17 protein-coding genes, 1 tRNA gene and 1 pseudogene are annotated in these 17331 nt (G+C 69.9%); 9 read left to right on the top strand and 10 right to left on the bottom strand.

Annotated features, from left to right (window positions below):
* Positions 1-33: 33 nt before the first annotated feature.
* On the bottom strand, positions 34-1086 hold the full coding sequence (locus C7H84_RS19620) for an NAD(P)-dependent oxidoreductase (protein WP_276208406.1): 1053 nt from the start codon (positions 1084-1086) through the stop codon (positions 34-36).
* On the opposite strand from C7H84_RS19620, the gene C7H84_RS19615 reads away from it, so the two are divergent.
* A complete protein-coding gene (locus tag C7H84_RS19615) occupies positions 1002-1805 on the top strand; it encodes a Mut7-C RNAse domain-containing protein (protein ID WP_121860335.1) in 804 nt (267 codons plus the stop codon). The two genes, C7H84_RS19620 and C7H84_RS19615, sit on opposite strands and share 85 nt — an antisense overlap.
* 168 nt (positions 1806-1973) lie before the next feature.
* Here the strand turns inward: C7H84_RS19615 and C7H84_RS19610 are convergent, their stop codons facing one another.
* Entirely contained in the window at positions 1974-2213 is a 240-nt protein-coding gene (locus tag C7H84_RS19610; protein WP_121860334.1) for a hypothetical protein, read from the bottom strand.
* Between the two features lie 369 nt (positions 2214-2582).
* On the opposite strand from C7H84_RS19610, the gene C7H84_RS19605 reads away from it, so the two are divergent.
* The 4 genes from C7H84_RS19605 to C7H84_RS19590 are packed head-to-tail and all read left to right on the top strand — an operon-like array spanning position 2583 to position 6845.
* The gene (locus C7H84_RS19605; RefSeq protein ID WP_121860333.1) at positions 2583-3788 is read left to right on the top strand and encodes an efflux RND transporter periplasmic adaptor subunit; all 1206 of its coding nucleotides are present in this window, start codon (positions 2583-2585) and stop codon (positions 3786-3788) included.
* A 10-nt stretch (positions 3789-3798) separates the two neighbouring features.
* The gene (locus C7H84_RS19600; RefSeq protein ID WP_121860374.1) at positions 3799-4497 is read left to right on the top strand and encodes an ABC transporter ATP-binding protein; all 699 of its coding nucleotides are present in this window, start codon (positions 3799-3801) and stop codon (positions 4495-4497) included.
* 18 nt (positions 4498-4515) lie between these two features.
* A complete protein-coding gene (locus C7H84_RS19595) occupies positions 4516-5670 on the top strand; it encodes an ABC transporter permease (protein ID WP_121860332.1) in 1155 nt (384 codons plus the stop codon).
* 8 nt (positions 5671-5678) lie between these two features.
* On the top strand, positions 5679-6845 hold the full coding sequence (locus C7H84_RS19590) for an ABC transporter permease (RefSeq protein WP_121860331.1): 1167 nt from the start codon (positions 5679-5681) through the stop codon (positions 6843-6845).
* 55 nt (positions 6846-6900) lie between these two features.
* Here the strand turns inward: C7H84_RS19590 and C7H84_RS19585 are convergent.
* The 3 genes and pseudogenes from C7H84_RS19585 to C7H84_RS19575 form a co-directional block, all read right to left on the bottom strand.
* Positions 6901-8233, bottom strand: a pseudogene (locus C7H84_RS19585) (carotenoid oxygenase family protein).
* A gap of 16 nt (positions 8234-8249) precedes the next feature.
* Positions 8250-8891 carry a DUF2239 family protein gene (locus tag C7H84_RS19580; protein ID WP_121860330.1) on the bottom strand — a complete coding sequence of 214 codons (642 nt, stop codon included), beginning with the start codon at positions 8889-8891 and terminating at the stop codon, positions 8250-8252.
* A gap of 150 nt (positions 8892-9041) precedes the next feature.
* Positions 9042-9764 (bottom strand): glutathione S-transferase, encoded by a 723-nt coding sequence (locus C7H84_RS19575; RefSeq protein WP_121860329.1) that lies wholly within the window; start codon positions 9762-9764, stop codon positions 9042-9044.
* A gap of 41 nt (positions 9765-9805) precedes the next feature.
* Here C7H84_RS19575 and C7H84_RS19570 point away from each other — a divergent pair, with 41 nt between their 5' ends.
* The 3 genes from C7H84_RS19570 to C7H84_RS19560 all read left to right on the top strand — a co-directional run bounded on the left by C7H84_RS19570 (position 9806) and on the right by C7H84_RS19560 (position 13818).
* Complete coding sequence (locus C7H84_RS19570; RefSeq protein WP_121860328.1) at positions 9806-10777, top strand: LysR family transcriptional regulator; 972 nt, start codon at positions 9806-9808, stop codon at positions 10775-10777.
* Between the two features lie 234 nt (positions 10778-11011).
* The gene (locus C7H84_RS19565) at positions 11012-12352 is read left to right on the top strand and encodes an MFS transporter (RefSeq protein WP_121860327.1); all 1341 of its coding nucleotides are present in this window, start codon (positions 11012-11014) and stop codon (positions 12350-12352) included.
* Positions 12353-12420: 68 nt separating this feature from the next.
* Positions 12421-13818 (top strand): enolase C-terminal domain-like protein, encoded by a 1398-nt coding sequence (locus C7H84_RS19560; RefSeq protein WP_121860326.1) that lies wholly within the window; start codon positions 12421-12423, stop codon positions 13816-13818.
* Positions 13819-13881: 63 nt separating this feature from the next.
* Here C7H84_RS19560 and C7H84_RS19555 read toward each other — a convergent pair.
* The 5 genes from C7H84_RS19555 to C7H84_RS19535 all read right to left on the bottom strand — a co-directional run bounded on the left by C7H84_RS19555 (position 13882) and on the right by C7H84_RS19535 (position 16335).
* Positions 13882-13957 (bottom strand) — tRNA-Ala (locus C7H84_RS19555).
* A 66-nt stretch (positions 13958-14023) separates the two neighbouring features.
* A complete protein-coding gene (locus C7H84_RS19550) occupies positions 14024-14383 on the bottom strand; it encodes a c-type cytochrome (protein WP_121860325.1) in 360 nt (119 codons plus the stop codon).
* Positions 14380-15177, bottom strand: a complete 798-nt coding sequence (locus tag C7H84_RS19545) for a BON domain-containing protein (protein ID WP_121860324.1) — start codon at positions 15175-15177, stop codon at positions 14380-14382. Before C7H84_RS19545 ends, C7H84_RS19550 begins: the two co-directional genes overlap by 4 nt.
* A 17-nt stretch (positions 15178-15194) precedes the next feature.
* The gene (locus C7H84_RS19540) at positions 15195-15779 is read right to left on the bottom strand and encodes an SIS domain-containing protein (RefSeq protein WP_121860323.1); all 585 of its coding nucleotides are present in this window, start codon (positions 15777-15779) and stop codon (positions 15195-15197) included.
* 127 nt (positions 15780-15906) lie between these two features.
* Positions 15907-16335: a YraN family protein gene (locus C7H84_RS19535; RefSeq protein ID WP_205611442.1), complete on the bottom strand. Its 429-nt coding sequence runs from the start codon at positions 16333-16335 to the stop codon at positions 15907-15909.
* A gap of 46 nt (positions 16336-16381) precedes the next feature.
* Between C7H84_RS19535 and rsmI the strand changes: the two genes are divergently transcribed.
* A complete protein-coding gene (gene rsmI / locus C7H84_RS19530) occupies positions 16382-17260 on the top strand; it encodes a 16S rRNA (cytidine(1402)-2'-O)-methyltransferase (protein WP_121860321.1) in 879 nt (292 codons plus the stop codon).
* Positions 17261-17331: the final 71 nt, after the last annotated feature.

Genomic DNA, 17331 nt, shown 5'->3' with positions numbered 1-17331 from the left:
GCCGCGTGCACGGCGGTTCTGTCCCGCGCCGGCTCAGCGGCCAGCGCGGCGCAGCGCGACTTCGCCGAGCACCGCGAAGTCCTGTTCGCCGCCGCCGTGCGCGAGCGCATCGAGCAGGCTGTCGCGCACGACGCTCGCGACCGGCAGCGGCACCGACGCCGCGTCGCCCGCTTCCAGCGCGAGCCGGACATCCTTCAGGCCGAGGCGCGCCTTGAAGCGCGCGGGTTCGTAGCTGCGCTCGGCGATCATCCCGCCGTAGCCCTGGTAGACCGGCCCCGGAAATACGCTGCTGGTGATCACGTCGAGGAAATCGCGCATCGCGACGCCATGCGCGCCGAGCAGCGCGGACGCCTCGCCGAGCGTCTCGATCGCCGACGCGAGCGTGAAGTTCGCGGCGATCTTCGCGACGTTCGCGTGCTGCGGCAGCGAACCGAATCGCCAGGTCTTCTGGCCGATCGCGTCGAACAGCGGCTGCACGCGGTCGAGCGCCTCGGCCGGGCCGGCGGCCATGATCGTCAGGCGTGCGGCGGCCGCGACGTCCGGGCGGCCCATCACGGGCGCGGCGACGTAGTCGATGCCGCGCGACGCATGCGCGTGCGCGAGCGACTCGGCCAGTGCGACCGACACGGTCGCCATGTTCACGTGGATCAGGCCGCGCGGCGCCTGCGCGAGCAGCGCGTCGTCGAATACCGCGCGCGCGGCCGCGTCGTCGGCGAGCATCGAGAACACGGCGTCGCCGCGAAACGCGTCGGCCGGCGACGCGACGATCTGCGCGCCCAGCGCGGCGAGCGGCTCGGCGCGCTCGCGCGACCGGTTCCACACGCGCACGGTGTGCCCCGCCTTCAGCAGGTTCGCCGCGATCGCCTGCCCCATTTCGCCCAGCCCGATAAATCCGAGATCCATGTTCCCGCTCCTTCGACTCGTGAAGCGGGGAGTTAAACACAGATGGCGGCGGCCTGCAGCCCCCCGCGCCCGGCCGCGCGCGGTGCGATACTGCGCGGATGGCGACCGCGACCTTCCGCTTCCACGGCGAACTGAACGCGTTTCTCGCACGCGGGCAGCGCGAGTGCGCGTTCGCGCATGCATTTGCGCGCGACGCGACGGTCAAGCACGCGATCGAGGCGCTCGGCGTCCCGCATACGGAAGTCGGCCGGCTCTGCGTGAACGGCGCGCCGGCCGCGCTCGACCGGCCGCTCGACGACGGCGACCGTGTCGACATCCATCCGGAACGCGCGCCGCCGCCCGCCGCCGATTCGGCCGCGCCGCAGCCGCAGCCGCAGCCGCAGCCGGAGCGCTGGCGCTTCGTCGCCGACGCGCATCTCGGCGGGCTCGCGCAATTGTTGCGCCTCGCCGGCTTCGACACCTGCTACGACAACCACTACCGCGACGACGAACTGGTCGCGCTCGCCGCGCGCGAAGGCCGGATCGTGCTGACGCGCGACCGCGAGCTGCTGAAGCGCCGCGCGGTCGTGCGCGGATGCTATCTCCATGCGCAGCAGCCGGACGCGCAGCTGCGCGAACTGTTCACGCGGCTCGACCTTGCGCCGCACATGCGGCCGTTCCGGCTGTGCCTGCGCTGCAACGCGCCGCTGCATGCGCTCGATGCGGCGGACGCCGCGCCGCGCGTGCCGCCCGGGGTCAGCCGGCGGCACACGCGCTTTGCCGCGTGCGACGTGTGCCGACGGGTGTTCTGGGAAGGGTCGCACTGGCGACGCATGCGGGCGGTGGTCGACGCGATGCGCGCGCCTCCGCCGGGCGGGAGCCCGGCCGACCGGGCAATCCCCACTGGCCCGGCGGACGCCTGAAAAAACACCCCAGGGCCGGAGCGACGCGATACGCGCGCCGCCGCGGGGCGCGGGCCCGGCGATTCGCACCGCCCCCGCGGACGCCTGAAAAAACAAAACCCCGCATGCCTGAGCGTGCGGGGTTTCGCGACGGGTGGCCGGCCGTGCCGGCCCCGGCGAAGCGCGTGCTTAGTTTGCTGCGCCTGCGTCGTTCGTGCCGGCGGCCGATGCGGCTGCGGCCTTCGCCTTGCCCTTGGCCGAGCCGTGCTGCTTCAGTGCGTGCTTCGGCTTGCTGTGATCCTTCTTGGCCGGTGCCGATGCCGGTGCGGCAGCCGACGTGTCGGCTGCCGGCGCGGACGCCTGTGCGAATGCCGAAACCGATGCGAGAGCGAATGCTGCGGTCATGATCGAAGCGAGCGTCTTCTTCATTGTTCTTCCTTTAGCGGAGAAAAAGTCAAACGTACCGGTAAGAGATGCGAGGCATCCGCATCGGAACATCAGTCGCGCCGGGTGGCCGGCGCCGCCGGGCGAGTCGGCTCTCGCCTGTTTCGCCTCGACAGATACTGACGTACTGGCTCCATAACGCACCGCCCGCGCGGCGAGTTGACACGTGGCTTGCAACCTCGGGTTTTCCCCGGGGCCGCGGGCCGCAGCACCGCCCGACGCGCCGCCGGGGCCCGCGTCAATCGTCCGATGAACCGCCTCTCGCGCCCGTCGCGGCGACGCTATACTGGCCTCCTTCCGTTCCAACCGGAGCGCGGCCGGTCACGAGACCGCCGCCGTCGCGAGGCGCCAAAATTGCCCGACCACAATCTGGACAAACTGAAAATCGACCGGCGTCCGATCGCGCCCGCGCCACGCCGGCGCCGCTGGGTCCGCTATGCGCTCGCCGCCGCACTCGTCATCGCCGCGATCGTCGCCGCGCTGCTGCTCACCGGCCGGCCGACGGTCGACACGACCTCCGTCACGTCCGCCTACCCTTACCAGAACGACACCCAGCTGAACGCGACCGGCTACGTCGTGCCGCAGCGCAAGGCCGCGGTCGCGTCGAAAGGCCAGGGGCGCGTCGAATGGCTCGGCGTGCTTGAAGGCACGCGGGTGAAGAAGGACGAGATCATCGCGCGGCTCGAGAGCAACGACGTGCACGCGCAGCTCGCACAGGCACGCGCGCAGGCGCAGGTGTCCCGCGCGAACCTCGGCGTCGCGCAGGCCGAGCTGAGGGACGCCGAAATCGCGCTGCGCCGCACCGCCGCGCTCGCGCCGAAGGGCGCGGTGCCGGCCGCGCAGCTCGACACCGACACGGCGCGCGTGAACAAGGCGCGCGCGACGCTCAACAGCGACCGGGCCGCGATCGCGTCCGCCGAAGCAAACGCGCAGGCCGCGCAGGTCGCGGTCGACCAGACGGTGATCCGCGCGCCGTTCGACGGCATCGTGCTCGCGAAGCACGCGAACGTCGGCGACAACATCACGCCGTTCTCGTCCGCGTCGGACAGCAAGGGCGCGGTCGTGACGATCGCCGACATGGACACGCTCGAGGTCGAGGCCGACGTCGCCGAATCGAACATCGCGAAGATCCGCGCCGAGCAGCCGTGCGAGATCCAGCTCGACGCGCTGCCCGACATGCGTTTCGCGGGCCGCGTGTCGCGCATCGTGCCGACCGTCGACCGCTCGAAGGCGACCGTGCTCGTGAAGGTGCGCTTCGTCGACCGCGACGAGCGCGTGCTGCCCGACATGAGCGCGAAGATCGCGTTCCTGTCGAAACCCGCGACGGCGCAGGACCGGCAGCCGGTGACGGCCGTGCAGGCAAGCGCCGTGGTCGAGCGCGACGGCCGGCCGGTCGTGTTCGTCGTGAAGGACGACACCGTGCATGCGACGGCGGTGACGAAGGGCACGCGCATCGGCGAGCTGGTCGCGATCCGCGGCGTGAAGCCCGGCGACACGGTCGTGCTCGCGCCGGACGCGAAGCTGAAGGACGGCGCGAAAGTGACCGTCGCGAAGAAGTAGCGTGGCGCGCGTGAACGACGCCGCGCCGCCGCTCGTCGAGCTCAGCCACGTCGCGAAGTCGTACCGGCGCGGCAACCAGGTCGTGCCGGTGCTGACCGACATCACGCTCGACATCGGCGAAGGCGACTTCGTCGCGCTGATGGGGCCGTCCGGTTCCGGCAAGAGCACGCTGCTCAACCTGGTGGCCGGCATCGACCGGCCCGACAGCGGCGAGCTGCGCGTGGGCGGCCTCGACATCTCGCGGCTCGCGGAAGCGCAACTGGCCGAATGGCGCGCGGCGAACGTGGGCTTCATCTTCCAGTTCTACAACCTGATGCCGGTGCTCACCGCGTTCGAGAACGTCGAGCTGCCGCTGATGCTCACGAACCTGTCGCGCCGCGAACGGCGCGAGCGCGTCGAGCTGGTGCTCGACATGGTGAACCTCGGCGACCGCACGAGCCACTATCCGTCCGAGCTGTCGGGCGGCCAGCAGCAGCGCGTCGCGATCGCGCGCGCACTGATCACCGATCCGGTGCTGATCGTCGCGGACGAGCCGACCGGCGACCTCGACCGCGCGTCGGCCACCGACGTGCTCGCGATGCTGCAGCGGATGAACGCCGAGCTCGGCAAGACGATCATCATGGTGACCCACGACGCGCACGCGGCCGGCGCCGCGCGCTCGCTCGTGCATCTGGAAAAAGGGGAGCTGATCGATGGGCACGCCGTCTGACCGACGGGAGCGCGCGCGATGATGGTGCTGAAGCTGATCGCGCGCAATGCGCTGCGCCACCGGCTGCGTACGCTGTTGACCGTGCTCGGCCTGACCATCGCGGTGCTCGCGTTCGGGCTGCTGCATACGGTGGTCGACGCGTGGTACGCGGGCGCGGCCGCCGCCTCGAGCGGCCGGCTCGTCACGCGCAACGCGATCTCGCTCGTGTTCCCGCTGCCAGTCAGCTACGAGAACCGGATTCGCGGCGTCGACGGCGTGACGGCCGTGGTCCGCTCGAACTGGTTCGGCGGCATCTATCGCGACCCGAAGAACTTCTTCGCGAGCTTCGCGGTGTCGGAGAACTACCTCGACCTGTATCCGGAATTCATCCTGCCGGCGCAGCAGCGCGCCGACTACGACCGCGACCGGCGCGGCTGCCTGGTCGGGCGCCAGCTCGCGACGCAGTTCGGCTTCAAGATCGGCGACGTGATCCCGCTGAAGGGCACGATCTATCCGGGCACGTGGGACTTCGTCGTGCGCGGCATTCTCGATGGCCGCGACGACTCGACGATCACGCGCCAGCTGGTGTTCCACTGGGACTACCTGAACGAGACGGTGCGCAAGCGCACGCCGAAGCAGGCCGACCAGGTCGGCGTGTTCGTGCTCGGCGTCGCGAATCCGGACGACGGCGCCGCGATCGCGCGCAACGTCGACGCGGTGTTCAAGAACTCGCTCGCCGAAACGCTGACCGAGACCGAGCAGGCGTTCCAGCTCGGTTTCGTCGCGATGTCGAACCAGATCATCGCGGCGATCCGCGTCGTGTCGTACGTGGTGATCCTGATCATCATGGCCGTGATGGCGAACGCGATGGCGATGAGCGCGCGCGAGCGCACCGCCGAATACGCGACGCTGAAGGCGCTCGGCTTCGGCCCCGGTTTTCTCGCGCTGATCGTGTTCGGCGAATCGATCGTGATCGCGGTGGCCGGCGGCGGGCTCGGGATCCTCGCGACGCCGCCGGCCGCGAGCGTCTTCAAGCAGGCGGCGGGCGGCATCTTCCCGGTATTCAAGGTGTCGACCGAAACGATGGCGCTGCAGGCCGCATGCTCGGTCGCGGTCGGCGTCGCGGCCGCGCTCGTGCCGGCGTGGCAGGCGGCCCGCGTACGCGTGGTCGAAGGGCTGCGGGCGATCGGTTAAGGACACGCATGGCAATTCCGCTCACCTACATCGCACGCAACCTGTGGACCCGGCGGCTCACCACCGCGCTCACCGCGGGCGGGATGGCGCTCGTGATCTTCGTGTTCGCGACGGTGCAGATGCTCGATGCGGGGCTCACGCAGACGCTCGTGTCGACCGGCGAAGCGGACAACGCGGTCGTGATCCGCAAGGGTGCGGAAACCGAGATCCAGAGCGCGATCGATCACCAGCAGGCCAACGCGCTCGAGATGCATCCGGCCGTCGCGCTCGGCCCCGACGGACGGCCGCTCGTGTCGAAGGAAGCCGTCGTGCTGATCTCGCTCGTGAAGACGTCCAGTGGCAAGCCGTCGAACGTCGTGATCCGCGGCGTGTCGCCGGCCGGCCTCGCGCTGCGGCCGCGCGTGAAGCTCGTGGCCGGCCGCCCGTTTGTGCCCGGTTCGTCGGAGATCGTCGTCGGCAGCGCGATCGCGAAAGGCTTCAGCGGCACGCGGCTCGGCGACCGGCTGCATTTCGCGCAGCGCGACTGGACGGTGGTCGGCGTGTTCGACGCGGGCGGCAGCGGCTTCGATTCCGAGATCTGGGGCGACGTCGACCAGCTGATGCAGTCGTTCCGGCGCACCAGCTATTCGTCGATGGTGCTGCGCATCCCCAGTGCGGACGGCTTCGCGCGCTTCAAGGCCGACATCGACGTCGACCCGCGCCTCACCGACGAGGCGAAGCGCGAGCAGACGTTCTACGGCGACCAGTCGAGGGCGCTGTCGACCTTCATCAACATCCTCGGCATCACGCTGTCGACGATCTTCTCGATCGCCGCGATGATCGGCGCGATGATCACGATGTACGCGTCGGTCGCGAACCGCACCGCCGAGATCGGCACGCTGCGCGCGCTCGGCTTCAAGCGCATGAACGTGCTCGCCGCGTTCCTGCTGGAAGCGCTGCTGCTCGGCTTCGTCGGCGGCGTGATGGGGCTCGCGTGTGCGTCGCTGATGGGCTTCGCGTCGTTCTCGACGACCAACTTCCAGACTTTCGCCGACCTGTCGTTCCGTTTCGTGCTGACGCCCGCGATCGTCGTGAAGACGCTGCTGTTCTCGCTGGTGATGGGGCTCGTGGGCGGGTTCCTGCCGGCGATGCGCGCCGCGCGGCTGAACATCGTCGACGCGCTGCGCGCGCAGTGACGCACGGCGCTGCTGCGCGCTGAACGCTGAACGCTCAACGCTCAACGCTTGACGTTCAACGTTCGCGCGGCACCCACGCGCCGTGGAACCCGGCCGGCACGCGACGCGGCAGATGCACGGTCGCGACCGGCGCCGCATCGATCGCACGCGCATCGAGGATCACGACGTCGCTCGTATCCGTCGCCGCGCGGTAGACCACCACCAGCAGCCAGCCGTCGTCCTCGTCGGTGGCGCCCGGGCGTGGCACGAACACCGGCTCGCCGTTCTGGTCGCCGGACGGCACCGCGTAACGCATGGTCGTGCCGCGCACGTGATCGAAGCGCATCACGCCGCGCATTTCCGTGGGGTTCGGCTGCTCGACCGCATACAGGTAACGGTAGCGGCGCCCGGTCCGGCTTTCGTTGATGCGCGGCAACTCGATGCCGCCGTTGGCGAGCGGACCTTCGTCGACCAGCCCGTTCGCGGTATCGATCACGTAGCGCCACAGCTCGCCGAGCGGGTTGTCGGCAAAGCGGCCGGTGCGCGCGTCGAGCCGCAGGAACCACGGATAACGCACCGCATCGAGCACGATGCACGATTCGTCGCAGTCGTACGCGTTCACGACGTGCTGGATGAAGCACGGCTCGATGCCGAACCAGCGCACGTCGCCGCCGTGGCGCGGCAGCACGCCGATCCGCGCGTCGCGGTCGTCGTGCCAGCGCAGCGGCATCCGGTGGCCGTGCTTCAGCATCGCGAAGTCGTAGCCGACGTTCAAATCGAGCAGCAGGCTGCGGGTCTCGGTGATCGCGATGTCATGCATCATCGACGGCGCCAGCACGTCGATGGTGACGTCGACGCGCGGCACGCCGTGCGCGTCGGCGACGCCGTAGCGCAGCCAGGGTTCGCGCCAGTCCGCGCGAAACAGGATCAGCTCGCCCGTCACCGGGTCGACCTTCGGATGCGCGGGTCATCGCGCCGCCGAGGCCCGCATGCCGGGCGGGTGCGCTCGGCGAATCCAGCGCGGCCGTGATCGCGAGCGGCGCGCCGCCTTCGGCCAGCGCGAGCAATTCGCCCGCATGCTGGAGCACGCTCACGTTCGGATTCGTGTCGGGCAGATGCGGCACCTGCTCGGGCGCATGCACGGCGGCCCAGCGCCGCGTGCGCGCCCAGCGGTTCCGGTAGCCGGCCACGCGGCCGTGTTGGAACGCGATCGCATGCAGCATCGCGGCTTCCGGCCACCACGACAGCACGTCGTTCCCTTCGAAACGGCCGCCCGGCGGATTGGGGCCGTTGCGCAGCAGCGTGCCGTCGAGCTCGGGCGGGATCGTGCCGGTCACGCGCAGCTCGACGAGATCGGCTTCGTCGGCGACCGGCGCAAGCGCGCCGCGGTTCAGGTCGAATACGGTCATCGCGTCGCGTGCCCCGTCAGCAGTCGTCGGTCGACGGCGGCAGATTGCCGCGCGCCAGCGCGAGCGCGTGGTCGCGCACGTCGTCCGGCCAGCCGGCGATCAGCTCGGCCATCCGCGCGAGGTCGTTCGCGTACAGCGCACGCGCGGCTTCCTCGAAATTCGGCAGGTCGCCCGCGAGCGCCGACATGAAGTGGTACGCACGCGTCTGCGCGTCGCGGTGCCGGTCGGCCGCCGCGTGCGTGCGCCGCGCGTCCTCGACGAGCTTGCGCAGCGCAACGGAGGCGCCGCCCGGCTGGGCGGCGAGCCAGTCCCAGTGACGCGGCAGCAGCGTGACTTCGCGCGACACGACGCCGAGTTTCGGGCGGCCGCGGCCGCGTTGTTCGCCGGGGCTGGGCGGCTCGCTGGTCGGTGCGCTGGCCTGCGTGGCCGCATCGGCGGGCGGCGCCGCCGCGTAGCGCGCACGGATGTCGTTTTCCGTGCCGCGCAGGTCGAGGTCGATCGCGCGGCCAGTCGCGTCGTCGAAGATAACGATCGTGCCGGACATCGTGTCGCCAGCCGCATGTCGGACGGCCAGCGCGACCGCCGCGAGCGGGCCCGACGCGACGCGCCGGTGGCCGTCGAATGCCGTGTAGGAAGGGAGCAAGGTGGAAAGCGTCATCGTGGCCGCCCGTGGGCAGGAATCAGAATGACGCTATTTTTATCCGGGTATAAATTGGTTGTCAATATCACCCGGGTAAAATATCGCGCAATTCTGTACGCCCTGCGCGGACGATCGCGCCGCCCGGTCGCTCGGTCGTCCGCGCCTGGTTCAGGCCCGAATCGCCGTCACGCGTGCGCTGGCGAGCGCGTCGTCGAGCGATACATGCCCTTCGAACACCCGCGATGCCGGCAGCGGCAGGTTTTCCTCGATCGCATGCGCGAACTGCACGCCGGCGTCGTCCGCGAGCCGCGCGCGCAGCGCGGCAATGCGCGGAAACGCATCGCGCTCGAACACCGCGTGATAGTCGGCCCACCGGGCGATCCCAGCGAAATATGCGTCGGCGAGCGTACGCCGCGCACCGAGCAGCCACGGACCGTCGCCGCGCGCGAGCAACGCTTCGAGGTGGCGATGCGCCTTCAGCACCTTGCCGCGACCGTATGCCTGCAGCGCGCCCTTCTCCGCGCCTTCGGTGTCGTGCTCGTACACGTACCAGAGCGCGCCGAACGCACTGAAGAACGTCGTGTTCAGCCACGCGAGCATTCGGTTCAGCTGATCGAAATCCGCGCAGCCCTGCCGGAACGCGAGGCCGCGGTCAACGGCATGTGCGCCGATATGACCCAGGATCGCGACGCTTTCGGTCAGCACGTCGCCGTTAGCCGTCACGAACGCCGGCGTCTCGGCGGCCGGGTTCAGCGCGACGAACGCGTCGCTCGTCACGAGGCCGGGCATCGTGATGCGCGACAGCCGGTACGGCTGGTCGGCCCATTCGAGCGCGACGATCGAGCCGAACGAGCAGCCGGCCGGAATACCGTAAAGAAGGATCGGGGACATGATGGTTTCGCTGAAGTTGATCGAGCGATCATGCTCCCACGATGAACGATGACGCAGTAGCCGCTAGAATCGAAACCCGTCGTTTCTTCTCGTGGACGCTGGCAGTGAACTTGAACGATCTCTACCTCTTCGTGCAGGCGGTCGACGCGGGCAGCATGTCGGCGGCCGCGCGCCGCCTCGACCTGCCGAAATCGACGGTCAGCAAGCGCGTGGCCGAGCTCGAGCGCACGCTCGGCGCGCGGCTCGTGCATCGCACGTCGCGCAGCTTCCGGCTGACGCCGGTCGGCACCGAGTTCTTCGAGCATGCGCGCGCGGCGGTGATCGAGGCCGAAAGCGCACGCGACGCGGTGCTGCGGCAGGCGGCCGAACCGGCCGGCGTCGTGCGGATCACGAGCTCGGTGCCCGTCGCGCAGCACATCCTCGCGCCGTGCCTGCCGGCGCTGGCGATCGCCCATCCGAAGCTGCTGCTGCAGATTCATGCGAGCGACCGGCTCGTCGACATCGCGCAGGAAGGCTTCGACATCGCGGTGCGCAGCCATTTCGCGCCGCTCCCCGATTCGGCACTCGTGCAACGGCCGCTGGCCACGTCGCCGATCGTCGCCGTCGCGTCGCCGGCCTATCTCGCGCGTGCCGGCACGCCGGACGCGCCGGCCGACCTCGCGCAGCACGACGGACTTCATCCGGGCCAGCAGCCGTGGCGGCTGCAGCGCGACGGCGAAACCGTCGACGTCGCGCCGCGCATCCGGCTGCAGGCCGATGAATCGACGCTGTTGCTGCAGGCCGCGACGGCCGGGCTCGGAATCACATGCCTGCCCGACTGGATCGCCGGCGCCGCGCTCGCGTCGAGCGCGCTCGTGCGCGTGCTGCCCGGCTGGCGGGCCGGCACCGTGACGACGACGCTGCTGATGCCGCACCGACGCGGCCAGTTGCCCGGCGTGCGCGCCGCCGTGGAGTTTCTCGCGCAACACGTGGCGGCTCATCACGGCACCGGCCCGGACGGCGTGCGCGCGTGAACGAATCCTTCGGCGCCGCGCCACTCGCCGCGCTCTTCGCCCATCGATTCAAATCCTGAATCGATCAAGTCAGTAATTGGCATGAAAGCGCAACTTTCGCCATGACAGAATGACCCGGACGCCCCGCACCGTGCATCGGCGTCCGGCCTCCGGCCCGCGACATCACCACAGAAAACGCGCGCACCGACGCGCAGCCGCACGACGGCACCTTCCGCCCTTCGGAGGAGACAAGTCATGAATCCGCTTCACGCATTGCCGGCATCCGCGTCGGCAACGGCCCGGCGCACCCGCGTGCGCTGGCTCGTGCTGACCGTGCTGTTCGCGGTCACGACGATCAACTACGCGGACCGCGCCGCGATCGCGATCGCCGGCCCGGCGCTGGCGCGCTCGATGCACCTGACCCATGTGCAGATGGGCTTCATCTTCTCGGCGTTCGGCTGGTCGTACGTGGTCGCGCAACTGCCGGGCGGCTGGCTGCTCGACCGCTTCGGGTCGCGCATCGTCTATGCGTTCAGCATCTTCTTCTGGTCGCTGTTCACGCTGCTGCAAGGCGGCATCGGCTTCTTCACCGGAGCGACGGCGTTCGCGCTGCTGTTCGGGCTGCGCTTCCTGGTCGGCGCGGCCGAGGCGCCGTCGTTCCCGGCCAACAGCCGGATCGTGTCGACCTGGTTCCCGGCCGCGGAGCGCGGCACCGCGTCGGCGATCTTCAACGCCGCGCAATACGCGGCGACCGTCGTGTTCGCGCCGCTGATGGGCTGGCTCGTGCACGCGTACGGCTGGCAGTCGGTGTTCGCGGTGATGGGCGTGCTCGGCTTCGCGTTCGTGCTGGTGTGGAACCGCACGATATACGACCCGAAGGGGCATCCGCGCATCAATCGCGCGGAGCTCGACTATCTCAGTGAAGGCGGCGCGCTCGTCAACATCGACCAGGCGACCGGCGCACGCGACGGCGGCCCGTCGATGCGGCACGTGAAGGCGCTGCTGAGAAACCGGATGCTGGTCGGCGTGTACGTCGCGCAGTACTGCATCAACGCGCTCACGTACTTCTTCATCACGTGGTTCCCCGTCTATCTTGTGCAGGCGCGCGGGATGTCGATCCTCAACGCGGGGCTCGTCGCGTCGATTCCGGCCGTGTGCGGGTTCCTCGGCGGGATTCTCGGCGGCATCGTGTCCGACGCGCTGCTCAAGCAGGGCCAGTCGCTGTCGGTGGCGCGCAAGGTGCCGATCGTGATCGGCATGCTGCTGTCGATGTCGATGATCGTCTGCAACTACACCGACTCGCACGTGCTCGTCGTGCTGTTCATGGCGCTGTCGTTCTTCGGCAAGGGGCTCGGCGCGCTCGGCTGGGCCGTCAACGCCGACACCGCGCCGCGCCAGATCGCCGGCCTGAGCGGCGCGCTGCTCAACACGTGCGGCAATCTTTCCAGCATCACGACGCCGATCGCGATCGGCTATATCGTCGACCGCAGCGGCTCGTTCAACGGCGCGCTGGTGTACGTGGTCGCGCACGCGCTCGTCGCCGTGATCTGCTACCTGTTCGTCGTCGGCGAGATCCGCCGCGTCGAGCTGAACTGAACGCTGCGGGCCGCGCCGGCGCGCGCGGCGCCCGGTCACCGCAGACCAACGGAACCAGGAGCGAACCGATGTCCGAATCCAGCCGCGCCGGCACGCCGCGCATCACGCGCATGCAGGTGATCCCCGTCGCCGGCCGCGACAGCATGCTGCTGAACCTGTGCGGCGCGCACGCGCCGTACTTCACGCGCAACCTCGTGATCCTCGACGACAGCAGCGGCCACACGGGTGTCGGCGAAGTGCCCGGCGGCGAAGGCATCCGCCAGGCGCTCGAACGGATGACCGGGCTCGTGGTCGGCCAGTCGATCGGGCGCTACCAGGCGACGCTGAACGCGGTGCGCGCGGCGCTGTCCGGCCACGGCGCGGGCGCCGGCCGCACGATCCAGCACGAAGTGACGTCGGCCGGCGAGGCGGCCGTGCTGCGCCAGCCGCACGAGATCAACCTGCGGCTCGACAACGTGATCACCGCGATCGAGGCCGCGCTGCTCGACCTGCTTGGCCAGCATCTCGACGTGCCGGTCGCGGCGCTGCTCGGCGAAGGCCAGCAGCGCGACGCGGTGCCGATGCTCGCATACCTGTTCTATATCGGCGAACGGCGCCAGACCGACTTGCCTTATCGCGACGAGACGCAGGCGAGCGATCCGTGGTTCCGGCTGCGCAACGAAGCCGCGCTCACGCCGGCCGCGATCGCACGGCAGGCCGAGGCCGCGGTCGAGCGCTACGGCTTCGTCGATTTCAAGCTGAAGGGCGGCGTGATGGCCGGCGCGGACGAGATGGAGGCAATCGCGGCGATCAAGGCGCGCTTTCCCGACGCGCGTGCGACGCTCGACCCGAACGGTGCGTGGTCGCTGGACGAGGCGATCGCGCTGTGCCGCGGACAAGGTCACCTGCTCGCGTACGCGGAAGATCCGTGCGGGCCGGAAGCCGGTTACTCGGGCCGCGAGGTGATGGCGGAGTTCCGGCGGGCGACCGGCATCCCGACCGCGACGAACATGATCGCGACCGACTGGCGGCAGATGGATCATGCGGTGCGGCTGCAAGCCGTCGACATTCCGCTCGCCGATCCGCACTTCTGGACGATGCAGGGGTCGGTGCGGCTCGCGCAGCTGTGCCGCGACTGGGGGCTCACGTGGGGCTCGCACTCGAACAATCACTTCGACGTGTCGCTCGCGATGTTCACGCATGCGGCCGCGGCGGCGCCCGGCACGATCACCGCGATCGACACGCACTGGATCTGGCAGGAAGGTGACGCGCGGCTCACGCGCGAGCCGCTCGAGATCGTCGGCGGCCAGGTGGCCGTGCCCGAACGGCCGGGGCTCGGGATCGAGCTCGACATGGTGCAGGTCGAGGCCGCGCATGCGCTGTACCGGGAGGTCGGCGGCACGGCGCGCGACGATGCGATGGCGATGCGGTATCTGGTGCCGGGGTGGACGTACGATCCGAAGCGGCCGAGTTTCGGGCGGAGGTGAGGGCGGCGGGCACGCGGAAAACAAAGAGGGCTCGGTCTTGCGACCGAGCCCTTCGGATTCCGTTGGTGGAGCGGAGGAGGATCGAACTCCCGACCTTCGCATTGCGAACGCGACGCTCTCCCAGCTGAGCTACCGCCCCAACAGTCGACCATCATACACAGGCATTTCCGCGCTTGGCAATAGGGGTTCCGTCACCCCGAGCGCGTCACTTCGACGGCGCGCCGGCCAGCACCCATTCGACCACGGAACGCGCATCCGCGTCGCTCATGCGCGGATGCGCGGGCATCGGAATCGCGCCCCAGACGCCCGAGCCGCCGTCCTTCACCTTCTTCGACAGCTTCGCGACGGCATCCGGATCGGACTTGTAGCGCGCGGCGATGTCCTTGAACGACGGGCCGACGAGCTTGCGGTCCACCGCGTGGCAGCCCATGCACGCATTGCTGCGCGCGACCTTCAGGCCATCGCCGGCATCCGCGTGCGCCGTGCCGAGCGCACAGGCCGCGAGCGCCGCGGCCGTGGCGCCCTGCACCGTCCATTGCTTGAACTTCATCTGCATCGACTTCATTGCGGCTTGGCCTTCGGGTTGCCCGGGTGCACGCTCGACGAATTCGAGATCGGCGCGGGCGGTTGCAACGGCGCCGACTGGACCGACGCATCGGGCACCGCGCCGACGGTCGCGGCATCGGCCGGCACGGCGGCGGCCTGCGCACCGGACGCGCTGCTGGGCGATGCGGCCTGCAACGCCTGCGCGTCCTGCGGCTGGATGTACTGGAACACCTTCACGACCTTCTCGACGCCTGGCACCTGGCTCGCGGCATCCGCGCCGCGATTGCCTTCGTCAACGGTCACGAGGCCCAACAGGTAGATGTTGCCGCGCTCGCTGACGACCTTGTAGTAGTTCGCCGACAGCCCCTTCGTCGCGATGAACTCGGACTTCACGCGCCCTTCGAGGTACGAGTCGTTCGCGCGCGACGACAGCGACGATGCCGGCTCGACCGACAACTCGTTGACGATCGCGTTCACGTTGTTGATGCCGCGCACGATTTCCTCGGCGCGCTGCTTCGACGCATCGTTCGGCACTTCGCCCGTCAACAGCACGCGGCGGTTGAACACCGTCACGTTCACGTGCGACTGGTCCGGCAGCCCGTTGTTGATCTGGGTCAGCGACTTGACCTGGATCTCGCGATCCTCGGTCTGCGCGCCGAGCGTACGGCGATCGGTCGCGATCAGCGCGCCGCCACCGGCCGCCGCACCGAGCACGCCGAGCACGCAACCCTGCAGCGACATCGCGAGGCCCGCCGTCAGCGCGGCGAGCAGCGTGGTTCTGACGAGCGTCTGTTTGACGCGGCTTTGATTCATCGACGGCTCTCCTTCGTTCAATCCTCACCCAGCAGCATCGCGTCGATGCCGTCGCACAGGCAGTGGATGGTCAGCAGATGGACTTCATGGACGCGCGCCGCGCGCGAGGCGGGCACGCTGATCGGAATATCGGTGTCGGACAACGCGGCGGCGACGGCGTGGCCGTCGCCGCCGGTGAGCGCGACGACGGTCATCTCGCGCTCGTGCGCCTCGTCGATCGCGGCCAGCACCCGCGGCGACGCGCCGCTCGCGTCGAGCACCAGCAGGATGTCGCCGGTCTGCCCGAGCACGCGCACCTGCTGCGCGAACAGCTGATCGGCGGCGGCAGCGCCCGTGAGGCCGCCCTGCGACGCATCGGTGGCCAGCGCGATCGCGGGCAGGCCCGGGCGCTCGCGCTCGAAGCCGCCGACGAGCGACACGGCGAGGTAGTGCGCAGCGGCGGCCGACGGGCCGTCGCCGCATGCGACGATCTTGTTGCCGTTCGCCAGCGCGGCGAACATCGCGTCGACCGCGGCCGCGATCGGCAGCGCCAGCGCGTCGGCCGCTTCGGCGTGGAGCGCGGCGCTATCGCGGAAATGTTGCTGAATACGTTCGACTGACATCGATTCCTGGTGAACTGGGCGCGTGGGCACACCGCGCGCAACGTCATGGGTGCGGCGAGTTTACCGCACTCCGGCACCCTCTCCGGGGGTATGACAAGAACTCTTTACATCTCGTCACAGCTCGCGGCTACGCATCGTCGGCACGAAATGCATCGCGCAGCCATTCGAGCCGGCCGGCCTCGAACGCGACGACGTCGAAACGGCACGCGGCGCCCGCGCCGTGCCGTACCCAGAACTGCAGCGCGGCCGCGATCACACGCCGCCGCTTGCGCCAGCCCACGCTCGCGGCCGCGCCGCCGTGCCGGGTGCTGCGCCGCGCGCGCACCTCGACGAACACGAGCGTGCCATCGGGCGTGCGCATCACGAGGTCGAGTTCGCCGCCGCGCATCGTGACGTTCGCCGCGACGAACGCGAGACCGGCACGTTCGAGGAACTGCCGCGCGCGCTGCTCGAACGTCGCGCCCACGGATCTGGATCGCGCGGTGCCGGAAAAGTTGCCGCCGCCGCGCGACGAAGTGCGCGCATCGCCCGGCACGGCCGGCGCCGCGTGGCACAATGCCGACCTTGTTCCGCTTGCGCCGCGATTGCGCGCATTGCCTGCCATGACTGCCCTCCTCGAACTCGCGCAAACGCAGCACTACCCGGACGCCGCGCTCTACGTGGTCGCAACGCCGATCGGCAACACCGCCGACATCACGCTGCGCGCGCTGCACGTGCTTGGCCTCGCCGACCGCATCGCGGCCGAAGACACCCGCAACACCGGCCAGCTGCTGGCCCGCTACGGGATCTCGAAACCGCTCGTCGCCGTGCACGAGCACAACGAACGCGAAGCCGCGCTGCGCGTGATCGAGCTGCTGCGCGCCGGCGAACGCGTCGCGTATGTGTCGGACGCCGGCACGCCGGGCATTTCGGACCCGGGCGCGCGGCTCGTCGACGCGGTGCGCGCAGCCGGCTTCGCGGTGATACCGCTGCCGGGCGCGAGCGCGGCCGTGACCGCGCTGAGCGTGGCGGGCGACTGGGCCGGCACGTTCACGTTCGCGGGCTTCCTGCCGCCAAAACCGAAACAGCGCGCGAGCGCGCTACAGGCGCTCGCGCAGCATCCGTACGCGCTGGTGTTCTATGAAGCGCCGCACCGGATCGTCGACACCGTCGCCGCGCTTGCCGACGCATTCGGCCCCGCGCGCCGGCTGCTGATCGCGCGCGAGCTCACCAAGCTACACGAGCAGTTGTTCCAAGGCACCCTGGCCGAAGGACAGAGCTGGCTCGACGGCGATGCGAACCGGCAGCGCGGCGAGTTCGTGCTGGTCGTCGAAGGCGCGCCGGCCGACGGCGGCGAAGCCGATGACACCGCGCACGACGCGCTGCTCAAGCTGCTGCTGGAAGAAGTACCGGTGAAAAGCGCGGCGAAGCTCGCGGCCGCGCTGACGGGCGCGTCGCGCAACACGCTGTATGCGCGCGCGCTTGCGTTGAAGGAAGGCTGACGAGCGGCGCGGGCGGCACGCACTGCCCGGCCGATCGGTAGAAACGAAAAGGGCTGCCGGAAGGCAGCCCT

It is taken from the genome of Burkholderia sp. Nafp2/4-1b (assembly GCF_003635165.1).
In the GTDB taxonomy this organism is placed as follows: domain Bacteria; phylum Pseudomonadota; class Gammaproteobacteria; order Burkholderiales; family Burkholderiaceae; genus Burkholderia.
The sequence above is the reverse complement of the archived record's forward strand: the minus strand, read 5'-3'. Positions and strand labels throughout refer to the sequence as shown.